Here is a 20,548-nt window from a genome sequence, read left to right as displayed (position 1 = left end):
GAAGGCGGGAAACGGGGGCGCGCCATGATAGCCCGTGGCCGCCATGCGACCGGATTCACCCCGCCGTGAGTCGGGCTCCGCGAAGGTCGTGCGCATGGAAGCGCCGACGCTGTACCTGGTCCACCTCGACCCGCCGCCGGCCGACGGCGAGGCCATGGCCCACGGGTTCGAGCTGGCGCCGGGGCTGTACGTGGTGAGCAGCTGGGACACGCGGTCGCGGCTGTACCACGCGGTGAAGCACCGCTGGCGGCCTCATCGCCTGCTGGTGGCGCCGCTGGCGGACGCACCGAAGTTCCACGGCATGGCGCCCGGTGCACTGAAGTGGGTGCGCGGGCAGGTGGAATGAACGCTGGAGCCGCCGCCACCCCGGCGACATACTGCGCGGAGCCCTTCGACAGGAAGCACCGCATGGCTGGATCCGGCTGGTCACGTCGCCAACTGCTTGCAGCGCTCGGCGCCGTGGGGACCTGCGCGCTGCTGCCGTCGGTGCGTGCGGGTACGCCGCAGGCATTGCTGCTGCGCGATGTAAGGCTGGTCGATGGCACGGGTGCACCGGCGCGTGCCACCGACGTGCTGGTGCGAGACGGGCGCATCGCGCAGGTCGGTCGTGCAGCTGCGCGTGCACCGCGCGGTACACGGGTGGTGGAAGGCGGTGGCCGCGTGCTGGCGCCGGGCTTCATCGACCTGCACGTGCACGGGGATCCGCTGGAGGCGTCGTACGCCAGCTTCCTCGCCATGGGTGTGACCACCGTGGTGCTGGGCCAGGACGGCAGCAGCCCGGCCGGCGCCGCTGCCGGCGGGTTGCGCGGATGGTTCGATGCGGTCGAGCGCGCGGGGCCGGACATCAACGTGGCCGCGCTCGCCGGCCATGGCACGCTGCGCCGGCAGGCCGGCATCGCCGATGACAGGCGCGAGCCCGACGCCACCGGCATCGCGCGGATGCGCGAACTGCTGGGCGCGGACCTCGATGCAGGCGCCTTCGGCATGTCCACGGGCCTGGAATACGTGCCCGGCATGTACGCCGGCGCCGCGGAACTGTCGGTGCTCGCCCGCGCGGTGGCCGCGCGCGATGGCGTCGCCATGAGCCATATGCGTTCGGAGGACGACGACCGCGTGGAGGCCTCGCTGCGCGAACACATCGACGCCAGCCGCCCGGCGCGCACGCACGTGTCGCACCTGAAGGTCGTGTACGGGCAGGGCGGGTCGCGCGCGGAGCGGCTGCTCGCGGCGCTCGATGCGCACCGCCGCGCCGGCGTGGAACTCACCGCCGATGCCTACCCCTATGTGGCCAGCTACACCGGCGTCGGCATCCTGTTTCCGGACTGGGCACTGCCGCCGCACGACTACGCGCAGGTGCTGGCCACGCGTCGCGACGAACTGCGCGACGCGCTGGTCGAGCGCATGAGCCGGCGCGGCGGGCCGCAGGCGCTGCTATTCGGCAGTGGCCCGCACGCAGGGCGCACCCTTGCGCAGGTGGCCGATGCGATGGAGTTGGCGTTCGCCGATGCGCTGCTGGAGATCGGCCCGCGCGGCGGCAGCGCGGCGCATTTCGTGATGGACGAGGCCCTGCAGGCGCGGCTGCTGCGGGATCCGCACGTGGCCATCGCCAGCGACGGTGGGCCGGGCATGCGCCATCCGCGCGCCACCGGCACCTTCGCGCGCTGGATCGAGCAGACCGTCGCCGGCAGCGGGGTCGCGCTGGAAGAAGCGGTGCGCAAGGCCACCGCATTGCCCGCCTCCATCCTGCGCCTGCCCGACCGCGGCATCGTGCGCCCCGGGGCGATCGCCGACCTGGTGCTGTTCGAGCCGTCACGGGTGCGGGCGCGCTCGGACTACATCGATCCGTTCGCGCATGCGCAGGGTTTCGACCTCGTCGTCCTCGCCGGCGTGCCGGTGTTCGAGCAGGGCGAACGCACGGGGCGTGCGGGGCAGGTGCTGCGATCCATGTTGCGGTGACAACGGCGCATTCGGCATTCGGCATGCTCCCGGCCAAGTGTGGCTGCAGGCACCCGGTTGATCGGCCGTCTCCGGAGCAGCGCCGCTCTTCCAACTCCGGGCCATGTCGTATGGCTGAAGTGGCTCCGTTCGCGCGAAAGCCGGAGTGCGGGACGCGTTGATGGAGTGCTTCATTTGGAGGCGCGCCGCCCGTCGCGCGCACCGGGGGGTGTGCTCCCCCGGCCGGAGTCCGCGTCCAGCTACCACGGCCGGCCGCCGGCCATCCATGGCCGGCTGGGAGCACACCCCCCGGTGCACGCGACGGGCTCCGACGTTCGTGGGCTCCGGCGGGGAGTGCAGGAGCCGCTGCTGTGGAGTCGCCAACGGCCGCATGTGTGCGTTCGTCGGTTGCAGTCTGGAGACCGAGAGCGCTCAGCCGAAGTCGTCGATTACCGCGACGGCCTGACGTCCCTTGCCGTTGACCTTCTCCCAGGACGCCACGACAGGTCGGAGCCCGCCGTGGACGCAGGGGGATGTCCAGAGCCGGCCATGGATGGCCGGCGGCCGGATGTGGGAGCAGGACGCGGAGATATCCGGCTGGGCATCCCCCTGCGGCCGCGGTGGGCTGCGGTGACCCCACTGAGCGTCCGCGATGAGGGAACAGACGTCGAAAAAGCAGCCTGTTGTCGCGACCCTGGATGGCCGACCGCCGTGGTAGCAGACGCGGCGATATCCGGCTGGGCATCCCCTTGTGGTGCGGTGGACCAGCTTCGACTCCGAGCAGCCACTGCCCGACAGTCCGCAGGACGGACTCCATGAGCACTTCCCGATCGGGCGGACATCAAAAAGGGCAGCCGCTTCCACGACTGCCCTCCGTGTGCCACCGATGTCGCCTGCGGCGTGGCGCGGATCAGTAGCGCGGGATCGAGGCGTCAACCGTCTGCGACCAGGCGTCGATGCCGCCTTCCACGTTGTGCACGCGGGTGAAGCCCAGCGCGTGGAAATGCTCGGCGGCCTGGCGGCTGCGCACGCCGCCGTGGCACAGGAAGGCCAACGCGATGTCCTTGGGCAGCGCTTCCAGGCGCTCGCGGTTGCCGTCGTCGAGGGTCTCGAACGGCAGGTTCACCGCGGCCTGCGCGCGCTCTTCGGCGGGGCGCACGTCGACCAGCGTCAGCGTGCCCGCGCGCACCTGGGCATCGGCTTCGGCCGGCACCAGCGGCAGCACCGGCTTCGGCGCGTTGGGGTTCTCCACCACCAGGCCCTTGCCGCGCACGTCGTCGACCCAGTCGATGGTGATGCCGTCGGCGCGGCGCGCGCTGGCGGCATCGAACTGGATGCGGATGCCCGCACTCTCCACCGCGATCGCGTTGTCGCTGGCCTGCGCGATCTGGAAGCGCGGCTGGAAGCGGCCGTCGATCGACAGCGCCAGCGCGGTGTTGCTGCCGGCACCGTCGAGCGCCTCGCGCAGCATCTTCGCGGCTTCGGCGGTCACAGTGACGTTTGCCGGCGGGGTGCGGTCGGGTGCGGGCAGGCCGAGTGCGGTATTGAGATCCCCGGAACCGGCCATCTCCTCGATGATGTCGCTGCCGCCGACCAGCTCGCCGTCGATGTAGAGCTGCGGGATCGTCGGCCAGTTGCCGTAGGCCTTGATGCCTTCGCGGATCTCCGCGTCGGCCAGCACGTTGACGTGGGCGTACTCGACGCCGAGTTCACCGAGGATGCCGGCCGCCTTGGCCGAGAAGCCGCACTGCGGCATCGACGGCTGTCCCTTCATGAACAGCACCACCTTGTTGGACTGCAGCAGGGATTCGATGCGCTCGCGCACAGCGGGGGACAGGGTCATGGCAGCGGCTCGGCATTGCGGAAGAACCGCGTATTTTACCCGCGTGGCATCATCCGGGCATGAGCGCCCGGGAAACAGTGCGGCCCCCGTCGACCGCCGCCGAAGCGACGGTTCCGCAGCTTTCGCGCGTGCCGCGTCGCCCGCACGCGTGGCTGTGGTGGGTCGGTGCATCGCAACTGCTGGTGTTGGCGATCTGGCTGGCCTGGGGCTGGCCTGCCGGGCTGCCGGCCATGCTGGTCTCGCATGCGCTGGTGCTGGTGCCCGTGTTCCGGCCCCGTTCGCGGGTATATGCGCCGGTGCTGGCGCGGCTGCCGGTGGACGATCGCCGGGTGTGGCTGACCATCGACGATGGCCCTTCGGACGACACCGTTGCGATCCTCGATCTGCTCGACCGCCACCGTGCGAAGGCGACATTTTTCCTGGTCGGAGAGCGGGCGCTGGCGCGTCCGGATCTGGTGGCCGCGATCGCAGGTCGCGGCCATGGCATCGGCAACCACAGCCATACCCATCCGCAGGCCTGGTTCTGGGCGCTGGGCCCGCGGAGGATGCGCAACGAAGTGCTGCGTGCGCAGGACGCGTTGACCGCGCTGTGCGGACAGCCGCCACGCTGGTTCCGTTCGGTGGTGGGGATGACCAATCCGTTCGTGGCGGCTCCGCTGCGCGATGCCGGGCTCACCCGCGTGGCCTGGAGCGCGCGCGGCTACGACGCGGTGCGCACGGATCCCGCCGAGGTGGTCGCGCTGATCGAACGCGACCTCGCACCCGGCGCGATCGTGCTGCTGCACGAGGGCGCGCCGCATGGGCGCAGCGTGGAGATGATCGACCTGCTGCTGCAGCGGCTGGATGCGCTGGGTTACGCGAGCGTGCTGCCGGAGGCGCTGTCGGGCGCAACGGTGGTCCCCAACGGGATGGCCGCCGGTGCCACCCGATCATCACCAGCTGCCACGCTGGTCGGGACTGCCGAAGGTCGTTGATCCCGCGTCGTCCGCGATGGCGCGCGGATCGCTTGGATACTCCCGCCGCGCCTTGCCCGCTTCCCGCTTCCAGAAGAGGGGCAAGGCACCCCGGCAGGATCGTTCAGCGCGGCTCGCCGTTGTTGCCGCGGCCGACGTCGCTGCGCACGTCGTCCATGAACGATGGGCCGTCGCCGTCGTCGCCGATCTGGCCGTCGAGTTCGGGGTCGAGCAGGTTGGCCTGGTCGTCGAGACCGACGTTGTCCAGTGCCGCCTGCGAGCGCGGGTCGCGCAGTGCCGGCCCGCCGCGCGAGGCGACGGCATCGTTGCGGTCCTGCGTCTGTTCCGGCGATTCCGGGGCGGGTTCGCGGGTGTCCCTGGTCATGGCTGCATCCTCGATGTGGGGCATGCAGGCTGGCATCGCCGGTGTCGCGGCCGCGGCAAGGCGGTGGTCAGTGGGAGCGGGCGCGCTTCGCGGGCGTTCTGGTTGCCTTTGCGGCTTTCGCCGCCTTGCGCGGTGCCGCGCGCTTGGCGGCCTTGCGTGCCGCCTGCTTGCCGCTGTCGTTGTTGCCGGAGGCCTCCCGTGTCGAGCCCTTCGTGGCGGTGGCGGGCACCTTCTTCGCCGCGGCTTTGCTGCGTGGCCGTGCCGCGGCCTTGCGGGCCGCGCCCGTCGCAGGCCCGGCCGCTGCCGTCGCCGCGGCATCTGCGGGTGCGTCTGTCGTGGAGGACGTGCCGCGCGTGGTCGTGCCAGCGCCAAATGCCTGCAGGCCCTGTTCGATGACCGACTGCAGGTCGCCCGTACCGGCGCCGGCCTCGCCCAGCGCGGCAGCGGTGGCCTGCTGCCATTCCGCAAGCGCGGCCTGGAACCCGGTCGCGAAATTCATCTGCCCGCCCAGTGCGGTCTGCGCGGTGGCCTGCAGCTCGCCCAGGCCCTGCGACGACAGCCGCTCCAGCACCTGTGCCGGCAGCGATGCGAGCGCCTGCCAGTCGCCCTGGCGCAGGGCGTCGAGACCCGGCGCGGCGCCATCGCCGAGCTCGCGCGCGAGCAGCGCGGTCCACTGCGCGCGGTTGTCCTCCAGCAGTTCGCCGATCCGCAACCAGAGATCGAGGTTGGCCTTGTACAGCGCCTGCGGCAACGTGGGCATGCTCATCACGGGCTCCTTGTCGTGGACAACGGGACTGCCGGAAGGAATGGCCGCGGCAGGCTGCCGGGGCCGGCGGTGCGCCGCCAGTCTGCACCAGTGCACCCGCCGTCGCCGTCAATGCGCCCGCGGGCCTACATGCGGCGACCGCGCACGTGCCGATGCGTTTGCCGCGACCGGGTGCATGTTCCGCCGTGACAGCCCAGCGGCTATCGTGATGGACCCATTCCGCAGGAGTCCGTCATGTCCGCACCCGCCACCGCCCGCCCGTCCAAGCTCGCGCAGCTGCGCGACATGACCGTGGTGGTGGCCGATACCGGCGATGCGGGCGCGATCGAGCGGCTGAAGCCCGTCGACTGCACCACCAATCCGACCCTGGTGCGCAAGGCCCTGGACCTGCCGGTGTACGCCGACCTGGTGGAACGCGAGCTCGAAGCCGCGCGTGCGCAGGGCGGTGATCCGGCCGAAGCCGCACACGGCGTGGTCGACCGCCTGACCATCGGCGTCGGCGTGCACCTGAGCGGGCTGGTGCCCGGGCGCGTCTCCACCGAGGTCGATGCCGACCTCGCCTACGACACCGATGCCACGGTCGCCAAGGCGCGCGCGTTCATCGCCCTGTTCGAGGCGGCCGGCGTCAAGCGCGACCGCGTGCTGATCAAGATCGCCGCCACCTGGGAAGGCATCCGCGCCGCCGGGCAGCTGCAGCGCGAGGGCATTGACTGCAACCTCACGCTGATCTTCAACCAGAGCCAGGCGATCGCCTGCTCGGAGGCCGGCGCGTTCCTGATCTCGCCGTTCGTGGGCCGCATCCTCGACTGGCACGTCGCCCGCGGCGAGACGCCGGCCAGCATCGACGACGACCCGGGCGTGCGCTTCGTGCGCGACGTCTATACCGAGTTCAAGCGCCGCGGCTCGAAGACCGTGGTCATGGGGGCCTCCTTCCGCTCCGCCGCGCAGGTCGAGGCGCTGGCCGGCTGCGACCGCCTGACGATCTCGCCGGAGCTGCTGGAGGCGCTCGATGCCGACCATGGCGATCTCCCGCGGGTGCTGGTGCCCGAGGCGCCCGACGACGAGCCGCGCACCGCAGTCGATGCCGAACGTTTCGCTGCCGACCTCGAGGCCGATGCGATGGCGTCGGAAAAACTGCGCGACGGCATCAGGGCGTTCGCCGCCGACCTCGATGCGCTGCGTGCGTCGGTGACGGAGCGGCTGAAGGGCTGAGTCGGCCGATCACCTCCGCGGCCCGGGCGCCTGGCGTCAGGGCGCCGCGGTATCGCCGGCCCGCTCCGCAACCACCAGCCAGTTGTTGAAGGGCGTGTTGCCGTACAGCGGTGCAAAGGTCGCCCGCAGTCCGGCAGTGGCCAGCATCGCCTCCAGGCCGTCGCGGGTCGGGTAGCAGCGCGCGCGTTCCTGCATCCAGCCGACCAGGCTGGCGAGGCGGTCGGCGATGCGGGTGGTGCGGCCGCGGCGGCTTTCCTCCGACAGCCCGGTGCGGATCACCAGCCGCGCGCCGGGCGTGAGCATCGCGCCCACCGTCGACAGCAGCGCCTGTTGCGCCGGCTGCTGCAGGTACTGCAGCACGTCGAGGATCGCCACGCTGCCGGCATGCGACGGCGTGGTCCGTGCCAGGTCGACGACATCGAAGCGCACGTCGGCCAGCCCGCTGCGCGCGGCGACGCGGCGGCCGCGGCCGATCTTGTCGGCGTCGATATCGACCCCGTAATACGGCATCGACTGCCCGTCCTGGCGCAGCGCATGCGCGAGCAGGCCGAGCCCGCAGCCGAGGTCCAGCACCGGTTCGCGGGTACCACGCAACGCGGCAAGCACGCCCGGATACAGCGGGTCGCTGCGCAGCTTGATCAGCGTGTAGTAGTAGTCGTGGCGGTTGCCCAGCGGGTGCGCGGGGGCGAACGCGCGGGCGATGCTGCGCGCACGCGCGGGTTCGAGCGGGCGTCCGTGATCGGCGGCGATGGCGCCGGCGGTATGGGTCATGCGGGGGAGTCCTTGTCCGGCAGCGCCGGGGTCATGCAGTCAACAGCCGGCGTGCCTCGGGCAGCGCCAGCGCGGTCCATTGCGCGTACATCTCCGCGGATGGATGCAGGCCGTCGGCCACCAGCATCCGCGCTGCGTCGCGCATGCGGGTGGCGAAGGTGACGTCCACCCAGGCCACGTCGCGCGCCTTGCAGCACTGGCCGGCGGTGGCGTTGTAGGCATCGATGTCGCGGGCGATATGCCGGGTGTCGCGGCCGGAGTCGGCGGCGAACGGGGTCACCCCCCAGTCCGGGATCGACAGCGCCAGCACGCGGTCGGCGCGGCCGCCGGCAAAGCCGATCGCGCGCTGCAGCAGTGCATCGAACTGCTCGCGGTATTCGTCCACGCTGCGGCCGCGGTACTGGTTGTTGACCCCGATCAGCAGCGTCACCAGCCCGTAATTGCCGGTGATGCCGGCGGCGTCGATCGCGGCGTCGAGTTCGTCGGTGGTCCAGCCCGTCCGCGCGATGATGTACGGCGGCGCCACCGGAATGCCTTCGTCGCGCAACGCCGCGGCCAGCTGCCCGGGCCAGCGTTCGTGTTCGGCCACGCCCTCGCCGATCGTGTAGCTGTCGCCCAGCGACAGCATCGCGATGTGGTTGCCGTTGTCGATCATCAGGCCACCGCCACGTGGTCGTCAGTGTCGCGCACCGCCGCAGCGCGTCGCTCGAGCACGCGGTGGATGCGGCCGAACACCTCGCGCACCTGCGCCGGTTCCGGCAGCAGGGTCACCCGGAAGCGGTTGCGCTCGGCGAGGTTGAAGCTCGACCCGGGCACCACCAGCACGTCCTCGGTTTCCAGCAGTTCCAGCGCGAACGCGTGGTCGTCGAAACCTTCGGCGGCCGCCCCGCAGACGGCGGGGAATGCGTACAGCGCACCGGCCGGCGCGTGCAGCGACAGGTGCGGGCTCGCCGCGCAGCTTTCGATCACCGCGCGGCGCGACTCGTACAGGCGTCCACCCGGGGCGCACAGGGCGCCAATGGTGTCGGTGCCGTGCAGCGCCGCCGCGATCGCGAACTGCCCGGGTACGTTGGCACACAGGCGCAGTGCGCCGAGCAGGTCCATCGCGTGGTGGTAGTCGCCGCTGGCCAGCGGATCACCCGACAGCACCGCCCAGCCGACCCGCCAGCCACAGGCGCGGTGCACCTTCGACAGCCCGCCGAACGACAGGCAGGGCACGTCGCCGGCCAGCGGCGCCAGCGGCTCGAACAGCGCGCCGTCGTAGAGGATGCCGTCGTAGATTTCGTCGGACATCAGCAGCAGGCGGTGCTTGGCCGCGATGGCGACGATGCGCTCCAGCAGCGCGCGCGGATACACCGCGCCGGTGGGGTTGTTCGGGTTGATCAGCACGATCGCCCGCGTGCGCGGCGATACCAGTGCCTCGATCTCGTCGGGGTCGGGCAGGAAGCCGTTGTCGGCCTGGCAGCGGTAGTACACGGGGCGGCCGTCGTTGAGGATCGTCGCCGCGGACCACAGCGGATAGTCGGGCGAGGGCAGCAGCACCTCGTCCCCGGGATCGAGCAGCGCGCGCAGCGAGATGTCGATCAGCTCGCTGACGCCGTTGCCGATGAACACCCGTTCCGGGGAGGCGTCCGGCGTGCCGCGGGCGCGGTGGACGTCGGCGATCGCCTCGCGCGCGGCCGGCAGCCCCTGCTGGTGGGTGTAGGGATCGGTGTCGTGGATGTGGTCGGCGATCGCGCGCTGCAGGTGCGCCGGCGCGCGGAACCCGAATGCGCCGGGATTGCCGATGTTGAGCTTGATCAGCGTGCGGCCCTGGGCTTCCAGCTCGCGGGCCCGGCGGGCGAGCTCACCGCGGATCTCGTAGCGCACTTCGGACAGGCGTTCGCGGGTCTTGAGGCTGGGCATCGGGCAGGCGCGTGCGGGAAGTGGGGCGTGGCCAAGCCTAGCGGAAAACCCCTTGCGGGTCGGCCAGCCACGGGCGTGCGGCGGTGTGGGCGCCGGGCGCATAAACTGCGCGCATGCATTTCCTGACAGCCCGCGCGTGACCGCCTCCGCCATCGATACCCCCGCCCACGCCGCGCTGCGGGCGATCGGCTGGCCGCACGCCGGTGACGTGCCCGATGGCCCCTGGCGCGAGGCGATGGCCGCGCATCCGCAGGCCGCGCCGGCGCGCGTGGTCGAGCAGCACCGCACCGGGTATCTGGTCGCACAGGCGCCGGACGAAGCGGTCGGCGTGGAGTCGCTGCCGGAATGGCAGCTGCCGCGCTGCCCGCCGGAACAGCGTGCCGCGGTCGGCGACTGGGTGCTGGTCGAGGACGGGCGCGTGGTGCTGCTGCTGCCGCGGCGCACGGTGATCAAGCGCGGTGCCGCCGGCGAGCATTACCGCCAGCAGGTGATCGCCGCCAATATCGACCGGGTGCTCGTGGTGTGCGGACTGGATGGCGACTTCAATCCACGCCGCATCGAGCGTTACCTGCTGCTGGTGCGCGGCGGCGGTGCCGAACCGCTGATCGTGCTGACCAAGGCCGATCACGACGCCGCCGAGGTCGACGCCGCGCGCGCGGCGCTGGCCGACGTGGTCGGTGCGGAGGTGCCGGTGATCGCGGTCAACGCGCGCGATGCTGACAGCGCCGCCGCGCTGGCGCCGTGGCTGGGCGCCGGCGTGACCGCGGTGCTGGTGGGCAGTTCGGGCGCCGGCAAGTCCACGCTCACCAACACCCTGCTCGGGCGCGAACGCATGCGCACCGGCGAGGTCCGCGCGTCCGACGACCGCGGCCGCCACACCACCACCCACCGCGCGCTGATCCCGCTGCCGTCGGGCGCCTGCCTGATCGACACGCCGGGCATGCGCGAGCTCAAACCCACCGGCGAGGAAGTCATCGCCGAGAACTTCACCGACATCGAAGCGCTGGCCGAACAGTGCCGCTTCCGCGACTGCGGCCACTGCAACGAACCCGGCTGCGCGGTACGCGCGGCGGTGCAGGCAGGCACCCTCGATCCGGCGCGTTTCGCCAATTTCCTCAAGCTGAGCGACGAGCACGCCGCCGCGGCCCGCCAGCTGGAGGAGCGGCGCCGCAACCCGCAGCCGACGACGGGATCGCGCCGGCGGCGCTGAAGGCCGCCCTGCCAGGCGTCGCCCGCGAAGTACAACGGCCACAACCGGATGTTCGCGCTGATCCGGGTGATATGACCGGTGCGCCTGTGGAACGGACTGCTTTCTCGCCGGTTCCGTGCGGCCTGCCCCGGACCGGCTGCACCCGTCCGGACAGTCCTGGATGTGCCCACGGGCCAGACGCGCGCCTACGGCATCAGGGTCGCCAGTTTCTCCAGTGCGGCGTCCAGCACCGGATCGCCGCCCTCGCGCACCGCCTGCCAGTCCAGGTCGACCTCGACGTCCGGCAACACGCCACGTTTCTCGAGCGCCTGACCGCCGGCGGTGGTCAGGCCGAACATGCCGAGGTGCAACAGGCCGCCATCGGGCAGGTCGATGCCGCGCGTTGCGACCACCGCGCCACGGGTGCGCTGGCCGACCACCAGGGCGCGGCCGGTTTCCTGCAGGCGGGCGGCGAGTATCTCGGCCATGCTCGCGGTGGTCGGCCCGACCAGCACCACCATCGGCTCGCCGCGATGGTGCGGCATCGGTCCGGCCACGTAGGTCTGGCGGAAGAAGCGGCGCTGCAGCGTGAGGAGGGGCTGCGTCCCGGGATGGAAGAAGGCGTGGGTGACGGTGGCCATGCCGCCGTGGCCGCCGCCATTGCCGCGCAGGTCGAGCACGATGCCGCGCGGCCGCGCTTCCTCCAGCGCGTCCATCTGCTCCAGCAGCCAACGGTGCGTCTCGCGATCGAAGGCCTCGAACCGGAGGTGGGCGATCCCGCCGTCCAGGCGCCGGAGTTCGTGCCGGGGCAGCGGCGGCATCATCCGCGGCGTCCGCGCCAGCAGGTGCTCGCGGTCATGTTCGTCGAGCAGCCGCAGCGTGCGGCGGACGCCGTCGGCCGGTGGTGCGGCCAGCGCGGTCGGCACGCCATCGATATCCACCAGCCGCCATCCGGGCAGCACGCCCGCCCCGGCCGCGGGCGAATCCGGGCGCACGGTCGATACGAAGTAGGTCTCGCCGACCAGCTGCGTGCGCAGTCCGGTGTCGGCGACTGCGGTGCCCGCACGAAGGGCGTCGTGGCGCACGCGTGAGCCCGGGCTGGTGACGTAGCTGTGGTCGTCGTCGAGCCTCTCCAGCAGTGTGCTGAGGCCGGCGTACAGGCCGGCCTCGTCCGGTTGCGCCACGACCGCGTCGCGCTGTGCTGCGGCATGCGCGCGGAAGTCGCTGATGGCCTCGCACCGATGGAACCGGCGAACGACATGGCGCACCACGGCGTCGTATACGCGGGCGTTGAGTGCGGCACGGTCGGCCGAGCCGTCGGTCACCTGGGCCGGCTCCGGGGTGGCGTCGTCGCGGGCCCAGGGAACGCTGGCGCAGCCGGCAAGCAGCAGGCTCGCCGCGACCAGCAGGTGGAGGATCCGTCCCATGCCCGAAGGGTAATGTGTGCCTCCGCGGCGGAGCCAGCGCCGCCTATGCGCGGGTCGCGCGGTAAGGCTGCAGGCCGCATCCGCGGAAGTCCGACGGAGGGGGAACGGGCCCGGGCGCTCTGCGCAATCCGGGCCACGGGCGCTGGCATGGCCGGGCACGCAGCGATCGGCTAGCGTGGGCCGCCTGTCGCCAGTGGATCCACCGATGCACGACGCCGTCGCCCACCACGCCGCGCTCGACCGGCGCATGATCGCCGCGGCACGCGGCATCCGCGTGCTGGCGCTGGCGAGCTGGCCGGCCAGCGTGCAGCGGCGCTTCCTCGACGAGGCGATGGCCGGGCGCCTTGCCCTGCCACGCGTGGTGTATCCACCGCAGGACTTCAGCGATGCCCGGCGCGAACTGGATGCGGTCGCCCGCGAGGCCGATCCGTCGCATCCGCTGGGCATCTACCTGATCGATTCCGCGCGGCAGTGGTCGATCGCCGCGGAGCTTGTGGAAGCGCTGGGCACGCCGGCGGTGTGCACGCATTCGCTGGCGCTGTACGGCGGCCCGGCAGAGCGACTGCCCGGCAGCGAGCTCACCGCGCGCGACGCCGCCCGCCACTTCATCGGCATCGCCGACGAGTTCGATACCGAACTGATCGCCCCGCACGAGCAGGTGGAGATTTCCGCCACCGCGCTGCAGCTGTGGCTGCAGGGCGAGCTGGACCAGTTCTTCGCCGGCCGCGTGGTGCAGGTGGAACTCGACCCGGAGCTGATCGCCAAGGCCGCCGCCGGCGCGCACCGCATCCGCCTGCGCAGCAGCGCCGCCTACACCGACTACGACCGCCACCAGCTGCTGCAGCACGAGGCGCTGGTGCATTCGCTCACCGCCCTCAATGGCCGCGAGCAGCCGGTGCTGGGCAGCCTGGCGATGTCCTCTCCACGCATCACCACGGTGCAGGAAGGCCTGGCCACGCTGGCCGAGCAGATCACCGGCAACATCGACATCGAACGCCTGAAGCGCATCGGCCTGCGCATCGAGGCGGTCGCGCTGGCGATGGATGGCGCCGACTTCATCGAGGTCTATCGCTACTTCCTCGATGCCGGGCAGACCGCCGCCGAAAGCTTCGCCTCCGCGCAGCGGGTGTTCCGCGGCGTGCCGGTGGAGGGTGGCCATGCCTTCACCAAGGACACCGTGTACCTGCGCGGGCTGATCGACGTGCACACCTTCTTCCGCCGCGCACTCGGGGCCGGGCGCCTGCGCCTGTGCCGGCTGCTGTTCGCCGGCAAGATGACGCTGGAGGACGTGATCCGCTTCGAGCCGCTGTTCGACGACGGCACTCTCGCGCCGCCACGCTGGCTGCCGCCCTGGGTGGCGCGCGCCAACGGGCTGGCGGGAATGCTGGCGTTTTCGCTGTTCGCCAACCGCATCCGCCTCGGCGCCATCGACGGGCCGACCGGCAGGGGGCCGCTCGACCCGCCGGCCGGGTAGGCGGCCGCGGACCCGGTCCGGGCCCGGGGGTTAGAATCGGGAGCCCCCTCGCGTACTTCCGGCAGACCGCTCCCGATGTCCAACGACGATTTCAAGCAGGCCGCCCTCGACTACCACCGCCAGGCACCGGCGGGGAAGATCAAGGTCAGCGCCACCAAGTCCATGCTCACCCAGCGCGACCTGGCGCTGGCGTATTCGCCGGGCGTGGCCTATGCCTGCGAGGCCATCGTCGCCGACCCCACCACCGCCAGCGACTACACCGCGCGCGGCAACCTGGTGGCGGTGATCTCGAACGGCACCGCGGTGCTGGGCCTGGGCGACATCGGCCCGCTGGCCGGCAAGCCGGTGATGGAAGGCAAGGGCGTGCTGTTCCAGAAGTTCGCCGGCATCGACGTCTTCGACATCGAGGTCGACGAGCGCGACCCCGACAGGCTGGTCGACATCATCGCCAGCCTCGAGCCGACCTTCGGCGGCATCAACCTCGAGGACATCAAGGCACCCGAGTGCTTCATCGTGGAGCGGAAGTTGCGCGAGCGGCTGAAGATCCCGGTGTTCCACGACGACCAGCACGGCACCGCGATCATCGTCGGCGCTGCGGTGGTCAATGCGCTGGAGATCGCCGGCAAGAACATCGCCGACATCCGCATCGCCACCACCGGTGCCGGTGCCGCCGGCATCGCCTGCCTGGACATGCTGGTGGCGCTGGGCGCGCGGCCGGAGAACATCATCGCCTTCGACCGCGAAGGCGTGATCCACAGCGGCCGCACCGACCTCGACGAGGCCAAGGCGCGCTATGCGCGCGACACCGGCATGCGCAGCCTGGGCGAGATCGTCGCCGGGGCCGACCTGTTCCTGGGGCTGTCGGCCGGCGGCATCCTGACCACCGACATGGTCGCCACGATGGCGCCCAACCCGGTGATCCTCGCGCTGGCCAACCCGTATCCGGAGATCATGCCCGAGGCCGCCAAGCACGCGCGCCCGGACGCGATCATCGCCACCGGCCGTTCGGACTACCCGAACCAGGTCAACAACGCGGTCTGCTTCCCGTACATCTTCCGTGGCGCGCTCGACGTCGGCGCCACCGGCATCAACGAGGCGATGAAACTTGCCTGCGTGCGCGCAATCGCCCAGCTCGCCAAGGAAGAGGCCAGTGACCTGGGCAGTGCCTACGGTGAGGAGATCCCGAGCTTCGGTCCGGAGTACATCATCCCGCGCCCGTTCGACCAGCGCCTGCTGACCCACCTGGCGCCGGCGGTGGCGCAGGCGGCGATGGATTCCGGCATCGCGCTGCGGCCGATCCACGACATGGACGTGTACCGCGAGAAACTCAAGCAGTTCCTCTACCGCACCGGTCTTGCGATGAAGCCGGTCTACGACCGCGCGCGTGCCGACCTGCAGCGCGTGGTGTACGCCGAGGGCGAGGAGGAACAGGTGCTGCGCGCAGTGCAGACGGTGATCGACGACCGCCTCGCGTTCCCGATCCTGATCGGCCGCCCGGAAGTGATCGACAACCGCATCCGCCGGCTGGGCCTGCGCATGCAGGCCGGTCGCGATTTCGAGATCACCAACATCAACGACGACCCGCGCTTCAACGAGTACTGGCAGCAGTACCACGCGATCGTCGAGCGCCGCGGCGTGACCCCCGACTCCGCCAAGAGCCTGCTGCGCTCGCGGCCGTCGCTGATCGCGGCGCTGATGGTGCGGCGTGGCGAAGCCGACGCGATGCTGTGCGGCATCGTCGGCCGCTTCCACAAGAAGCTCGGCTATATCCGCAGCGTGTTCCCGCTGGAGCCCGGCGTGCAGAGCACCTCGGCGATGACCGGCGTGGTCAACGAGCGCGGCATCTGGTTCTTCCTCGATACCCACGTGCAGCTCGATCCCACCGCGGAGCAGCTGGCCGAGAGCACGCTGCAGGCCTCTTACCGGCTGAAGCTGTTCGGCATCGAGCCCAAGGTCGCGTTGCTGTCGCATTCCAGCTTCGGCAGCCACGACAACGCCAGCGCCCGCAAGATGCGCGAGGTGCGGGAAATCCTCGCGCGCCGCGCGCCCAGGCTCGAGGTCGACGGCGAGATGATGGGCGATGCCGCCTGGGACGAAATGCTGCGCAAGCGCATCTTCCCCAACACCACGTTGTCGGGCCGGCCGAACCTGTTCGTGCTGCCCAACCTCGATGCGGCCAACATCACCTACAACATGATCCGGGTGATGACCGACGGCGCCGCGCTCGGCCCGATTCTCATGGGGCTGTCTGCGCCGGTGCACGTGATGACCTCCACGGCCACGCCGCGCCGGGTGATCAACATGACCGCGATCGCCGCGGTCGATGCACAGATCCGCAAGGCACAGCGCGGGCAGGAAGAGGGCTGACCTGCGGGTTGGGGTCCGCCCCAGCACCCTGGCCCAGGGGCGGATCCGCTACCGCGTCCCCGCCGCGAGTTCCGGGTCACGCGCCGCGTGCCGGCGCATGATCCAGTTGAACAGCGGCGTGGCCATCAGCGTGCTGGTGATGGCCATCAGCACCAGGATCGAGAACAGGCCCGGCTGGATCACGCCGGCCTGCAGGCCGATGTTGATCAGGATGAGTTCCATCAGCCCGCGTGCGTTCATCAGCGCGCCGATCGCCTGCGCATCGCGCGGGCTCTCGCCGGCAACGCGGGCCGCGGCCCAGCAGGCCAGCCCCTTGCCGGCGAACGACGCCAGCAGGATCGCGATCGCCGCCAGCAGGATGTCCGGGTCGAGCATCATCCCGAGCCGGGTGTTGAGCCCGGAATAGGTGAAGAACATCGGCAGGAAGAACACCACCACGAACGGCTGCAGCATTTCCCGCAGACGCGCGGTGAGCGCGCCGCGCGGCATGCAGGCGCCGAGCAGGAAGCCGCCGAACACCGCATGGATGCCGATCGCATCCATCGCCCAGGCGCTCAGGCAGAACAGCACCAGCACGATCGCCAGCATCGTCGCCGACAGCGGCTGGTCCGGCTGCACGCGTTCGGCCAGCAGCCGCAGCCCGCGACGGCCCACGGTCAGCATGAAGACCGCATAGGCCGCGCCGCCGCCGATCGCCCACCAGGCGCTGTCCCAGCTGCCGCCGAAGCTCGCCAGCACGATCGCGAGGAAGCACCAGGCCGCGGCGTCGTCCACTGCACCCGCGGTCAGTGCCAGCGTGCCCAGCGGGGTCCCGGCCATACCACGCTCGTGGATGATCCGCGCCAGCATCGGGAAGGCGGTGATCGCGATCGCCGCGCCCAGAAACAGCGCCGCCTCGCGGTAGGCGATGTCGGCGGCGAACAGCCCGGGCACGCCGAGCAGCCACGGGGTCAGCAGCAGGGCCAGCGCGAACGGCGCGACGATGCCGGCCATCGACACCATCAGCGCGCCGCGGAAGCGGTGGCGGAAGTGTTCGGTGCTGAACTCGGTGCCGACCAGGAACATGTAGAAGCCGACGCCGAACTGTGCGAACACGTACAGCGTGCCCAGGGTTTCCGCCGGGAACAGCGCGGCCTGCGCCTGTGGCATCAGCCAGCCCAGCAGCGATGGGCCGAGGGTCACGCCGGCGATCATCTCGCCGACCACCTGCGGCTGGCCGAACCGCCGTCCCAGCGCACCGACCAGGCGGCAGGTGGCGAGGATCACCGCTGCCTGCAGGAAGAAGTAGACCGACAGCTGTGCAGTGGGCATGCGCGTGGGCGTTCAGGCGGTGACGGAGCGCCGATGATACGCGCGCGTTCGGGGCGTCCGGTCGACCGGCAGGAACGCGATCGCGCGCAGGCGCGCGCCTACCGCGACGCGGTCCTGTGTGTGTGTCGGAGCGGCCATGGCCGCGGAAGCGCCGCGGACGCGCCCGCAGCTGCGATCAGCCGCCGAGCAGCCGGCGTACCAGTGCAGGCAACGGCGCGAGGTCGTCCTTCAGCAGCAGGCCATGGACGTCGGCCGGTGGCTCGTCGACGACGAACAGCGAGCCGGTGAGGAACACGAACGGCAGCGCCGGGTCGTGCGCGCGCACCAGCTCCAGTGCTTCCCCGCCGGAGAACCCCGGCAGGTTGAGGTCGGAGATCACCAGGTGCGGGTCGAACTCCGCCAGTGCCGCGCGCACCGCATCGGCGGTGTCGGCGCGGCGGCAGTGGAAGGCGAGGCCGGCATCGCGCAGGGCGATCTCGGTCAGCTCCGCATCGTCGCGGGAATCATCGACGAGCAGGATGCGCCAGGGACCGTCCACGCCGGCCGCCATTGCTTCAGTCCCGTTCCGGCGCTTCGTTGAACACCGCCCAGAACTTGCCCAGCGTGCGCACGGCCTCGAAGAACTGGTCGACGTCGACCGGCTTGACCACGTAGGCGTTGACGCCGAGGTCCCAGCTGCGCGCCAGGTCGCTTTCCTCGCGCGACGACGACAGGATCACCACCGGCAGGCGCTTGAGCGATTCCTCCTCGCGCAGCTGCTTGAGCACTTCCAGCCCGTCCATGCGCGGCATCTTGATGTCGAGCAGCAGCACCGCCGGATCGGGATCCTTGCGGTCGGCGTACTTGCCACGACGCAGCAGGTAGTCCAGCGCCTCCACGCCGTCCTCGACATGGACGATGGGGTTCACCAGGTGGGCCTCGCGCAGCGCGTCGATCGCCATCTCGGCGTCGTGCGGGCTGTCCTCGGCCAGGAGGATCGTGCGGATCTCGGTCATTGCGTCTTCTCGTGCTGGTTGGCGATGTCGCCGGTCGCGGGGAGGGTGAAGTGGAACGATGCGCCCTTGCCGGGCTCGGATTCGGCCCAGATGCGGCCGCCATGGCGCGACAGGACGCGTCGCACGCTGGCCAGGCCGATACCGGTGCCGGTGAACTCGCTCGGCGCGTGCAGACGCTGGAACACGCCGAAGAGTTTGTTCGCGTACTGCATGTCGAAGCCGGCGCCATTGTCGGTGATATGGAACAGGTGGCTGCCGTCGTCCTGCATCTCGTAGTCGACGCTGACGCGCGCGGGCTCGACGTTGGCACTGTACTTGACCGCATTGCCGAGCACGTTCAGCCACACCTGGCGAAGCATGTTCTCGTCGGCGATCACCACCGGCAGGTGGCCGATGTCCCAGTGGATGCGGTGTTCGGGGTTCTCCGTGTGCGCGTTGGAATCGAGCATCGAGCGGATGTCGTTGACCATTGACTGCACGTCGACCATCTGCAGCCGCAGCGCGCTGCGGCCCAGCCGCGAATACACCAGCAGGTCGTCGATCAGTGCCGACATGCGCCGTGCCGAACCCGAGATCACTTCCAGGTAGTGGCTGCTCCTGTCGTCGGCCTGGTCGCCGATATGGCGGCCGAGCTTGTCGGCGAAGCCGGCGATATGGCGCAGCGGCGCGCGCAGGTCGTGGGAGACCGAGTAGCTGAAGGCCTCCAGCTCGCGGTTGACGTCGGACACCTGCTCGACCTTGCCTTCCAGCTGGCGGTTGAGCTCGCGGATCTGGCGCTCGTGGATCTTCTGCGCGCTGATGTCGCTTGCGGTCAGCAGCACCGCCATGTCGTCGGAATCGGGCAGCACCATGCGCCGCGCCGACAGCAGCATGATGCGTTCGACGTCGTCGGCGGTGCGCTGGGTGACCTCGAAATCCCACAGCTCGCGGCCGCGGGTGAGCACGTCGGTGAGCCGGCGCAGCACCTGCGGGTCGTTCCAGGCGCCGCCGCCGAAGTCCACCAGCGGCTCGCCGCGCGCATCGTCGGCATCCACGCCGTAGAGCTCGGCGAACGCGGCGTTGTACATCAGCACCCGGGTGTCGGCATCGATCAGCGCGATCGGCTCGCGCACGGTGTCGAGCACCGTGGTGGCACGGCCGCTGGCCAGCACCGCGTCGCGCTCGGCTTCCAGGCGCTGCTGGCCCTGGCGCAGCGCGAACCACGCCAGCGTGCCCAGCAGCACCAGCTGCGCGGCCAGCGCGAACCAGCCCAGCTGGTCGGCGCGCCGCATCGCGCTGGCGGCCAGCGCCTGGCGTTCCACGAGCAGGCGGTGCTCCTCGTCGTTGATGTCCTGGATCAGGTAGTGGATCGGGTAACGGGTGAGCAGGGTCGCCACCTCGTCGGTGGTCGGCCGCCGGTCGGAGTTGACCATCCGCTCCAGTTCGTCCAGGCGCAGGTCGAGCATCGAACGGAACTGGCCGAGCATGCGCTGTTGTACCGGGTTGTCGCGGGTCAGCTCGTCGAGCTCGTCGAGCTGCGGCTCGATGCGCGGGCGGCTCAGGTCCATGCGCTCGCTGAGCAGGTCGGCCTCCACCCCGAAGGCGACGCCGAGCGCACTGGATTCCAGATTGCGCACGTCGGCGGCGAGCGAGCTCAGCCGCGCCTCCACCTGCAGGCTGTGGGCGACCAGCCGCTGCGCGTCGCGGCTGGTCTGCGACGCGGTCTGGCTGAGCAGGAACGGGGCGATGACGATCGCTGCGATCGCGAGCACGAGGCCCGGCAGCTGCAGCTTCGACCAGGTGGATGCAATGGGTGAGGCGAACATGGACTCGGTACTGACCGCGAAGGATGGGCGTCGGTACCGGTGGTCCTCCCCCCAAGGAGTGGTCGCGCAGCGGCGCATCCGTGGCAGCCGGGCAACCGCGGGATCATCGCCAGAACACGTGAAAACGATGTGAAGGACGTCTTCACGCCGGCGGCGGCGCGTTCGCGTCCGCGCTGCCATAACGTACTGCCACGCATGGAAAAAGCGGCG

At 70.9% G+C, this 20,548-nt stretch carries 18 protein-coding genes; 7 read left to right on the top strand and 11 right to left on the bottom strand.

From position 1 onward, the window contains the following. Window positions 1-94 precede the first annotated feature (94 nt). Together LDO11_RS11150 and LDO11_RS11145 are read left to right on the top strand one after the other, a co-directional pair. The gene (locus LDO11_RS11150; protein WP_232141610.1) at window positions 95-346 is read left to right on the top strand and encodes a hypothetical protein; all 252 of its coding nucleotides are present in this window, start codon (window positions 95-97) and stop codon (window positions 344-346) included. A 62-nt stretch (window positions 347-408) separates the two neighbouring features. Continuing rightward, window positions 409-1,956, top strand: a complete 1,548-nt coding sequence (locus LDO11_RS11145; protein ID WP_232141609.1) for an N-acyl-D-amino-acid deacylase family protein — start codon at window positions 409-411, stop codon at window positions 1,954-1,956. A gap of 889 nt (window positions 1,957-2,845) precedes the next feature. On the opposite strand, the gene grxD is transcribed toward LDO11_RS11145, so the two are convergent. Next, window positions 2,846-3,778, bottom strand: coding sequence for a Grx4 family monothiol glutaredoxin (gene grxD, locus LDO11_RS11140; RefSeq protein WP_232141608.1), 933 nt, complete (start codon window positions 3,776-3,778; stop codon window positions 2,846-2,848). 59 nt (window positions 3,779-3,837) lie between these two features. On the opposite strand from grxD, the gene LDO11_RS11135 reads away from it, so the two are divergent. Continuing rightward, the gene (locus tag LDO11_RS11135) at window positions 3,838-4,752 is read left to right on the top strand and encodes a polysaccharide deacetylase family protein (RefSeq protein ID WP_232141607.1); all 915 of its coding nucleotides are present in this window, start codon (window positions 3,838-3,840) and stop codon (window positions 4,750-4,752) included. A gap of 103 nt (window positions 4,753-4,855) precedes the next feature. On the opposite strand, the gene LDO11_RS11130 is transcribed toward LDO11_RS11135, so the two are convergent. Together LDO11_RS11130 and LDO11_RS11125 are read right to left on the bottom strand one after the other, a co-directional pair. Beyond that, window positions 4,856-5,116 (bottom strand): hypothetical protein, encoded by a 261-nt coding sequence (locus tag LDO11_RS11130; protein ID WP_232141606.1) that lies wholly within the window; start codon window positions 5,114-5,116, stop codon window positions 4,856-4,858. Window positions 5,117-5,183: 67 nt separating this feature from the next. After that, the gene (locus LDO11_RS11125; protein WP_232141605.1) at window positions 5,184-5,882 is read right to left on the bottom strand and encodes a hypothetical protein; all 699 of its coding nucleotides are present in this window, start codon (window positions 5,880-5,882) and stop codon (window positions 5,184-5,186) included. Between the two features lie 234 nt (window positions 5,883-6,116). Between LDO11_RS11125 and LDO11_RS11120 the strand changes: the two genes are divergently transcribed. After that, on the top strand, window positions 6,117-7,094 hold the full coding sequence (locus LDO11_RS11120) for a transaldolase (protein ID WP_129136921.1): 978 nt from the start codon (window positions 6,117-6,119) through the stop codon (window positions 7,092-7,094). 36 nt (window positions 7,095-7,130) lie between these two features. Here LDO11_RS11120 and LDO11_RS11115 read toward each other — a convergent pair whose 3' ends face one another. The 3 genes from LDO11_RS11115 to LDO11_RS11105 are packed head-to-tail and all read right to left on the bottom strand — an operon-like array spanning window position 7,131 to window position 9,770. Beyond that, window positions 7,131-7,865, bottom strand: coding sequence for a methyltransferase domain-containing protein (locus LDO11_RS11115; RefSeq protein WP_232141604.1), 735 nt, complete (start codon window positions 7,863-7,865; stop codon window positions 7,131-7,133). 31 nt (window positions 7,866-7,896) lie between these two features. Continuing rightward, window positions 7,897-8,520 (bottom strand): SGNH/GDSL hydrolase family protein, encoded by a 624-nt coding sequence (locus LDO11_RS11110; RefSeq protein WP_100324195.1) that lies wholly within the window; start codon window positions 8,518-8,520, stop codon window positions 7,897-7,899. Further along, window positions 8,520-9,770, bottom strand: coding sequence for an aminotransferase class I/II-fold pyridoxal phosphate-dependent enzyme (locus LDO11_RS11105; RefSeq protein WP_232141603.1), 1,251 nt, complete (start codon window positions 9,768-9,770; stop codon window positions 8,520-8,522). The genes LDO11_RS11110 and LDO11_RS11105 overlap by 1 nt, the downstream gene beginning before the upstream one ends. A 136-nt stretch (window positions 9,771-9,906) precedes the next feature. On the opposite strand from LDO11_RS11105, the gene rsgA reads away from it, so the two are divergent. Continuing rightward, window positions 9,907-10,980 carry a ribosome small subunit-dependent GTPase A gene (rsgA, locus tag LDO11_RS11100; RefSeq protein WP_343226126.1) on the top strand — a complete coding sequence of 358 codons (1,074 nt, stop codon included), beginning with the start codon at window positions 9,907-9,909 and terminating at the stop codon, window positions 10,978-10,980. 185 nt (window positions 10,981-11,165) lie between these two features. On the opposite strand, the gene LDO11_RS11095 is transcribed toward rsgA, so the two are convergent. Beyond that, window positions 11,166-12,386: a S41 family peptidase gene (locus LDO11_RS11095; RefSeq protein ID WP_232141602.1), complete on the bottom strand. Its 1,221-nt coding sequence runs from the start codon at window positions 12,384-12,386 to the stop codon at window positions 11,166-11,168. A gap of 205 nt (window positions 12,387-12,591) precedes the next feature. On the opposite strand from LDO11_RS11095, the gene LDO11_RS11090 reads away from it, so the two are divergent. Continuing rightward, on the top strand, window positions 12,592-13,860 hold the full coding sequence (locus LDO11_RS11090) for a flavohemoglobin expression-modulating QEGLA motif protein (RefSeq protein ID WP_232141601.1): 1,269 nt from the start codon (window positions 12,592-12,594) through the stop codon (window positions 13,858-13,860). 75 nt (window positions 13,861-13,935) lie between these two features. Further along, window positions 13,936-16,227: an NADP-dependent malic enzyme gene (locus LDO11_RS11085; RefSeq protein ID WP_232141600.1), complete on the top strand. Its 2,292-nt coding sequence runs from the start codon at window positions 13,936-13,938 to the stop codon at window positions 16,225-16,227. A gap of 48 nt (window positions 16,228-16,275) precedes the next feature. Here LDO11_RS11085 and LDO11_RS11080 read toward each other — a convergent pair whose 3' ends face one another. The 4 genes from LDO11_RS11080 to LDO11_RS11065 form a co-directional block, all read right to left on the bottom strand. Beyond that, entirely contained in the window at window positions 16,276-17,538 is a 1,263-nt protein-coding gene (locus LDO11_RS11080) for a cation:proton antiporter (protein ID WP_232141599.1), read from the bottom strand. A gap of 175 nt (window positions 17,539-17,713) precedes the next feature. Beyond that, window positions 17,714-18,076, bottom strand: a complete 363-nt coding sequence (locus LDO11_RS11075; protein ID WP_232141598.1) for a response regulator — start codon at window positions 18,074-18,076, stop codon at window positions 17,714-17,716. Window positions 18,077-18,092: 16 nt separating this feature from the next. After that, entirely contained in the window at window positions 18,093-18,533 is a 441-nt protein-coding gene (locus tag LDO11_RS11070; RefSeq protein ID WP_232141597.1) for a response regulator, read from the bottom strand. Then, entirely contained in the window at window positions 18,530-20,338 is a 1,809-nt protein-coding gene (locus tag LDO11_RS11065) for a sensor histidine kinase (RefSeq protein WP_232141596.1), read from the bottom strand. The genes LDO11_RS11070 and LDO11_RS11065 overlap by 4 nt, the downstream gene beginning before the upstream one ends. Between the last annotated feature and the right edge of the window lie 210 nt (window positions 20,339-20,548).

It is taken from the genome of Alterluteimonas muca, from assembly GCF_021191595.1.
GTDB lineage: Bacteria > Pseudomonadota > Gammaproteobacteria > Xanthomonadales > Xanthomonadaceae > Luteimonas > Luteimonas muca.
The sequence above is the reverse complement of the archived record's forward strand: the minus strand, read 5'-3'. Positions and strand labels throughout refer to the sequence as shown.

Excerpts from the sequence above, each read along its gene's own strand:
- LDO11_RS11120 (WP_129136921.1), top strand. The coding sequence starts at position 6,117 with ATGTCCGCACCCGCCACCGCCCGCCCGTCCAAGCTCGCGCAGCTGCGC.
- LDO11_RS11110 (WP_100324195.1), bottom strand. The coding sequence starts at position 8,520 with ATGATCGACAACGGCAACCACATCGCGATGCTGTCGCTGGGCGACAGC.
- LDO11_RS11150 (WP_232141610.1), top strand. The coding sequence starts at position 95 with ATGGAAGCGCCGACGCTGTACCTGGTCCACCTCGACCCGCCGCCGGCC.
- LDO11_RS11105 (WP_232141603.1), bottom strand. The coding sequence starts at position 9,770 with ATGCCCAGCCTCAAGACCCGCGAACGCCTGTCCGAAGTGCGCTACGAG.
- LDO11_RS11130 (WP_232141606.1), bottom strand. The coding sequence starts at position 5,116 with ATGACCAGGGACACCCGCGAACCCGCCCCGGAATCGCCGGAACAGACG.
- LDO11_RS11135 (WP_232141607.1), top strand. The coding sequence starts at position 3,838 with ATGAGCGCCCGGGAAACAGTGCGGCCCCCGTCGACCGCCGCCGAAGCG.
- LDO11_RS11070 (WP_232141597.1), bottom strand. The coding sequence starts at position 18,533 with ATGACCGAGATCCGCACGATCCTCCTGGCCGAGGACAGCCCGCACGAC.
- LDO11_RS11085 (WP_232141600.1), top strand. The coding sequence starts at position 13,936 with ATGTCCAACGACGATTTCAAGCAGGCCGCCCTCGACTACCACCGCCAG.
- LDO11_RS11065 (WP_232141596.1), bottom strand. The coding sequence starts at position 20,338 with ATGTTCGCCTCACCCATTGCATCCACCTGGTCGAAGCTGCAGCTGCCG.
- grxD (WP_232141608.1), bottom strand. The coding sequence starts at position 3,778 with ATGACCCTGTCCCCCGCTGTGCGCGAGCGCATCGAATCCCTGCTGCAG.
- LDO11_RS11145 (WP_232141609.1), top strand. The coding sequence starts at position 409 with ATGGCTGGATCCGGCTGGTCACGTCGCCAACTGCTTGCAGCGCTCGGC.
- LDO11_RS11115 (WP_232141604.1), bottom strand. The coding sequence starts at position 7,865 with ATGACCCATACCGCCGGCGCCATCGCCGCCGATCACGGACGCCCGCTC.
- LDO11_RS11090 (WP_232141601.1), top strand. The coding sequence starts at position 12,592 with ATGCACGACGCCGTCGCCCACCACGCCGCGCTCGACCGGCGCATGATC.
- LDO11_RS11080 (WP_232141599.1), bottom strand. The coding sequence starts at position 17,538 with ATGCCCACTGCACAGCTGTCGGTCTACTTCTTCCTGCAGGCAGCGGTG.
- LDO11_RS11095 (WP_232141602.1), bottom strand. The coding sequence starts at position 12,386 with ATGGGACGGATCCTCCACCTGCTGGTCGCGGCGAGCCTGCTGCTTGCC.
- LDO11_RS11125 (WP_232141605.1), bottom strand. The coding sequence starts at position 5,882 with ATGAGCATGCCCACGTTGCCGCAGGCGCTGTACAAGGCCAACCTCGAT.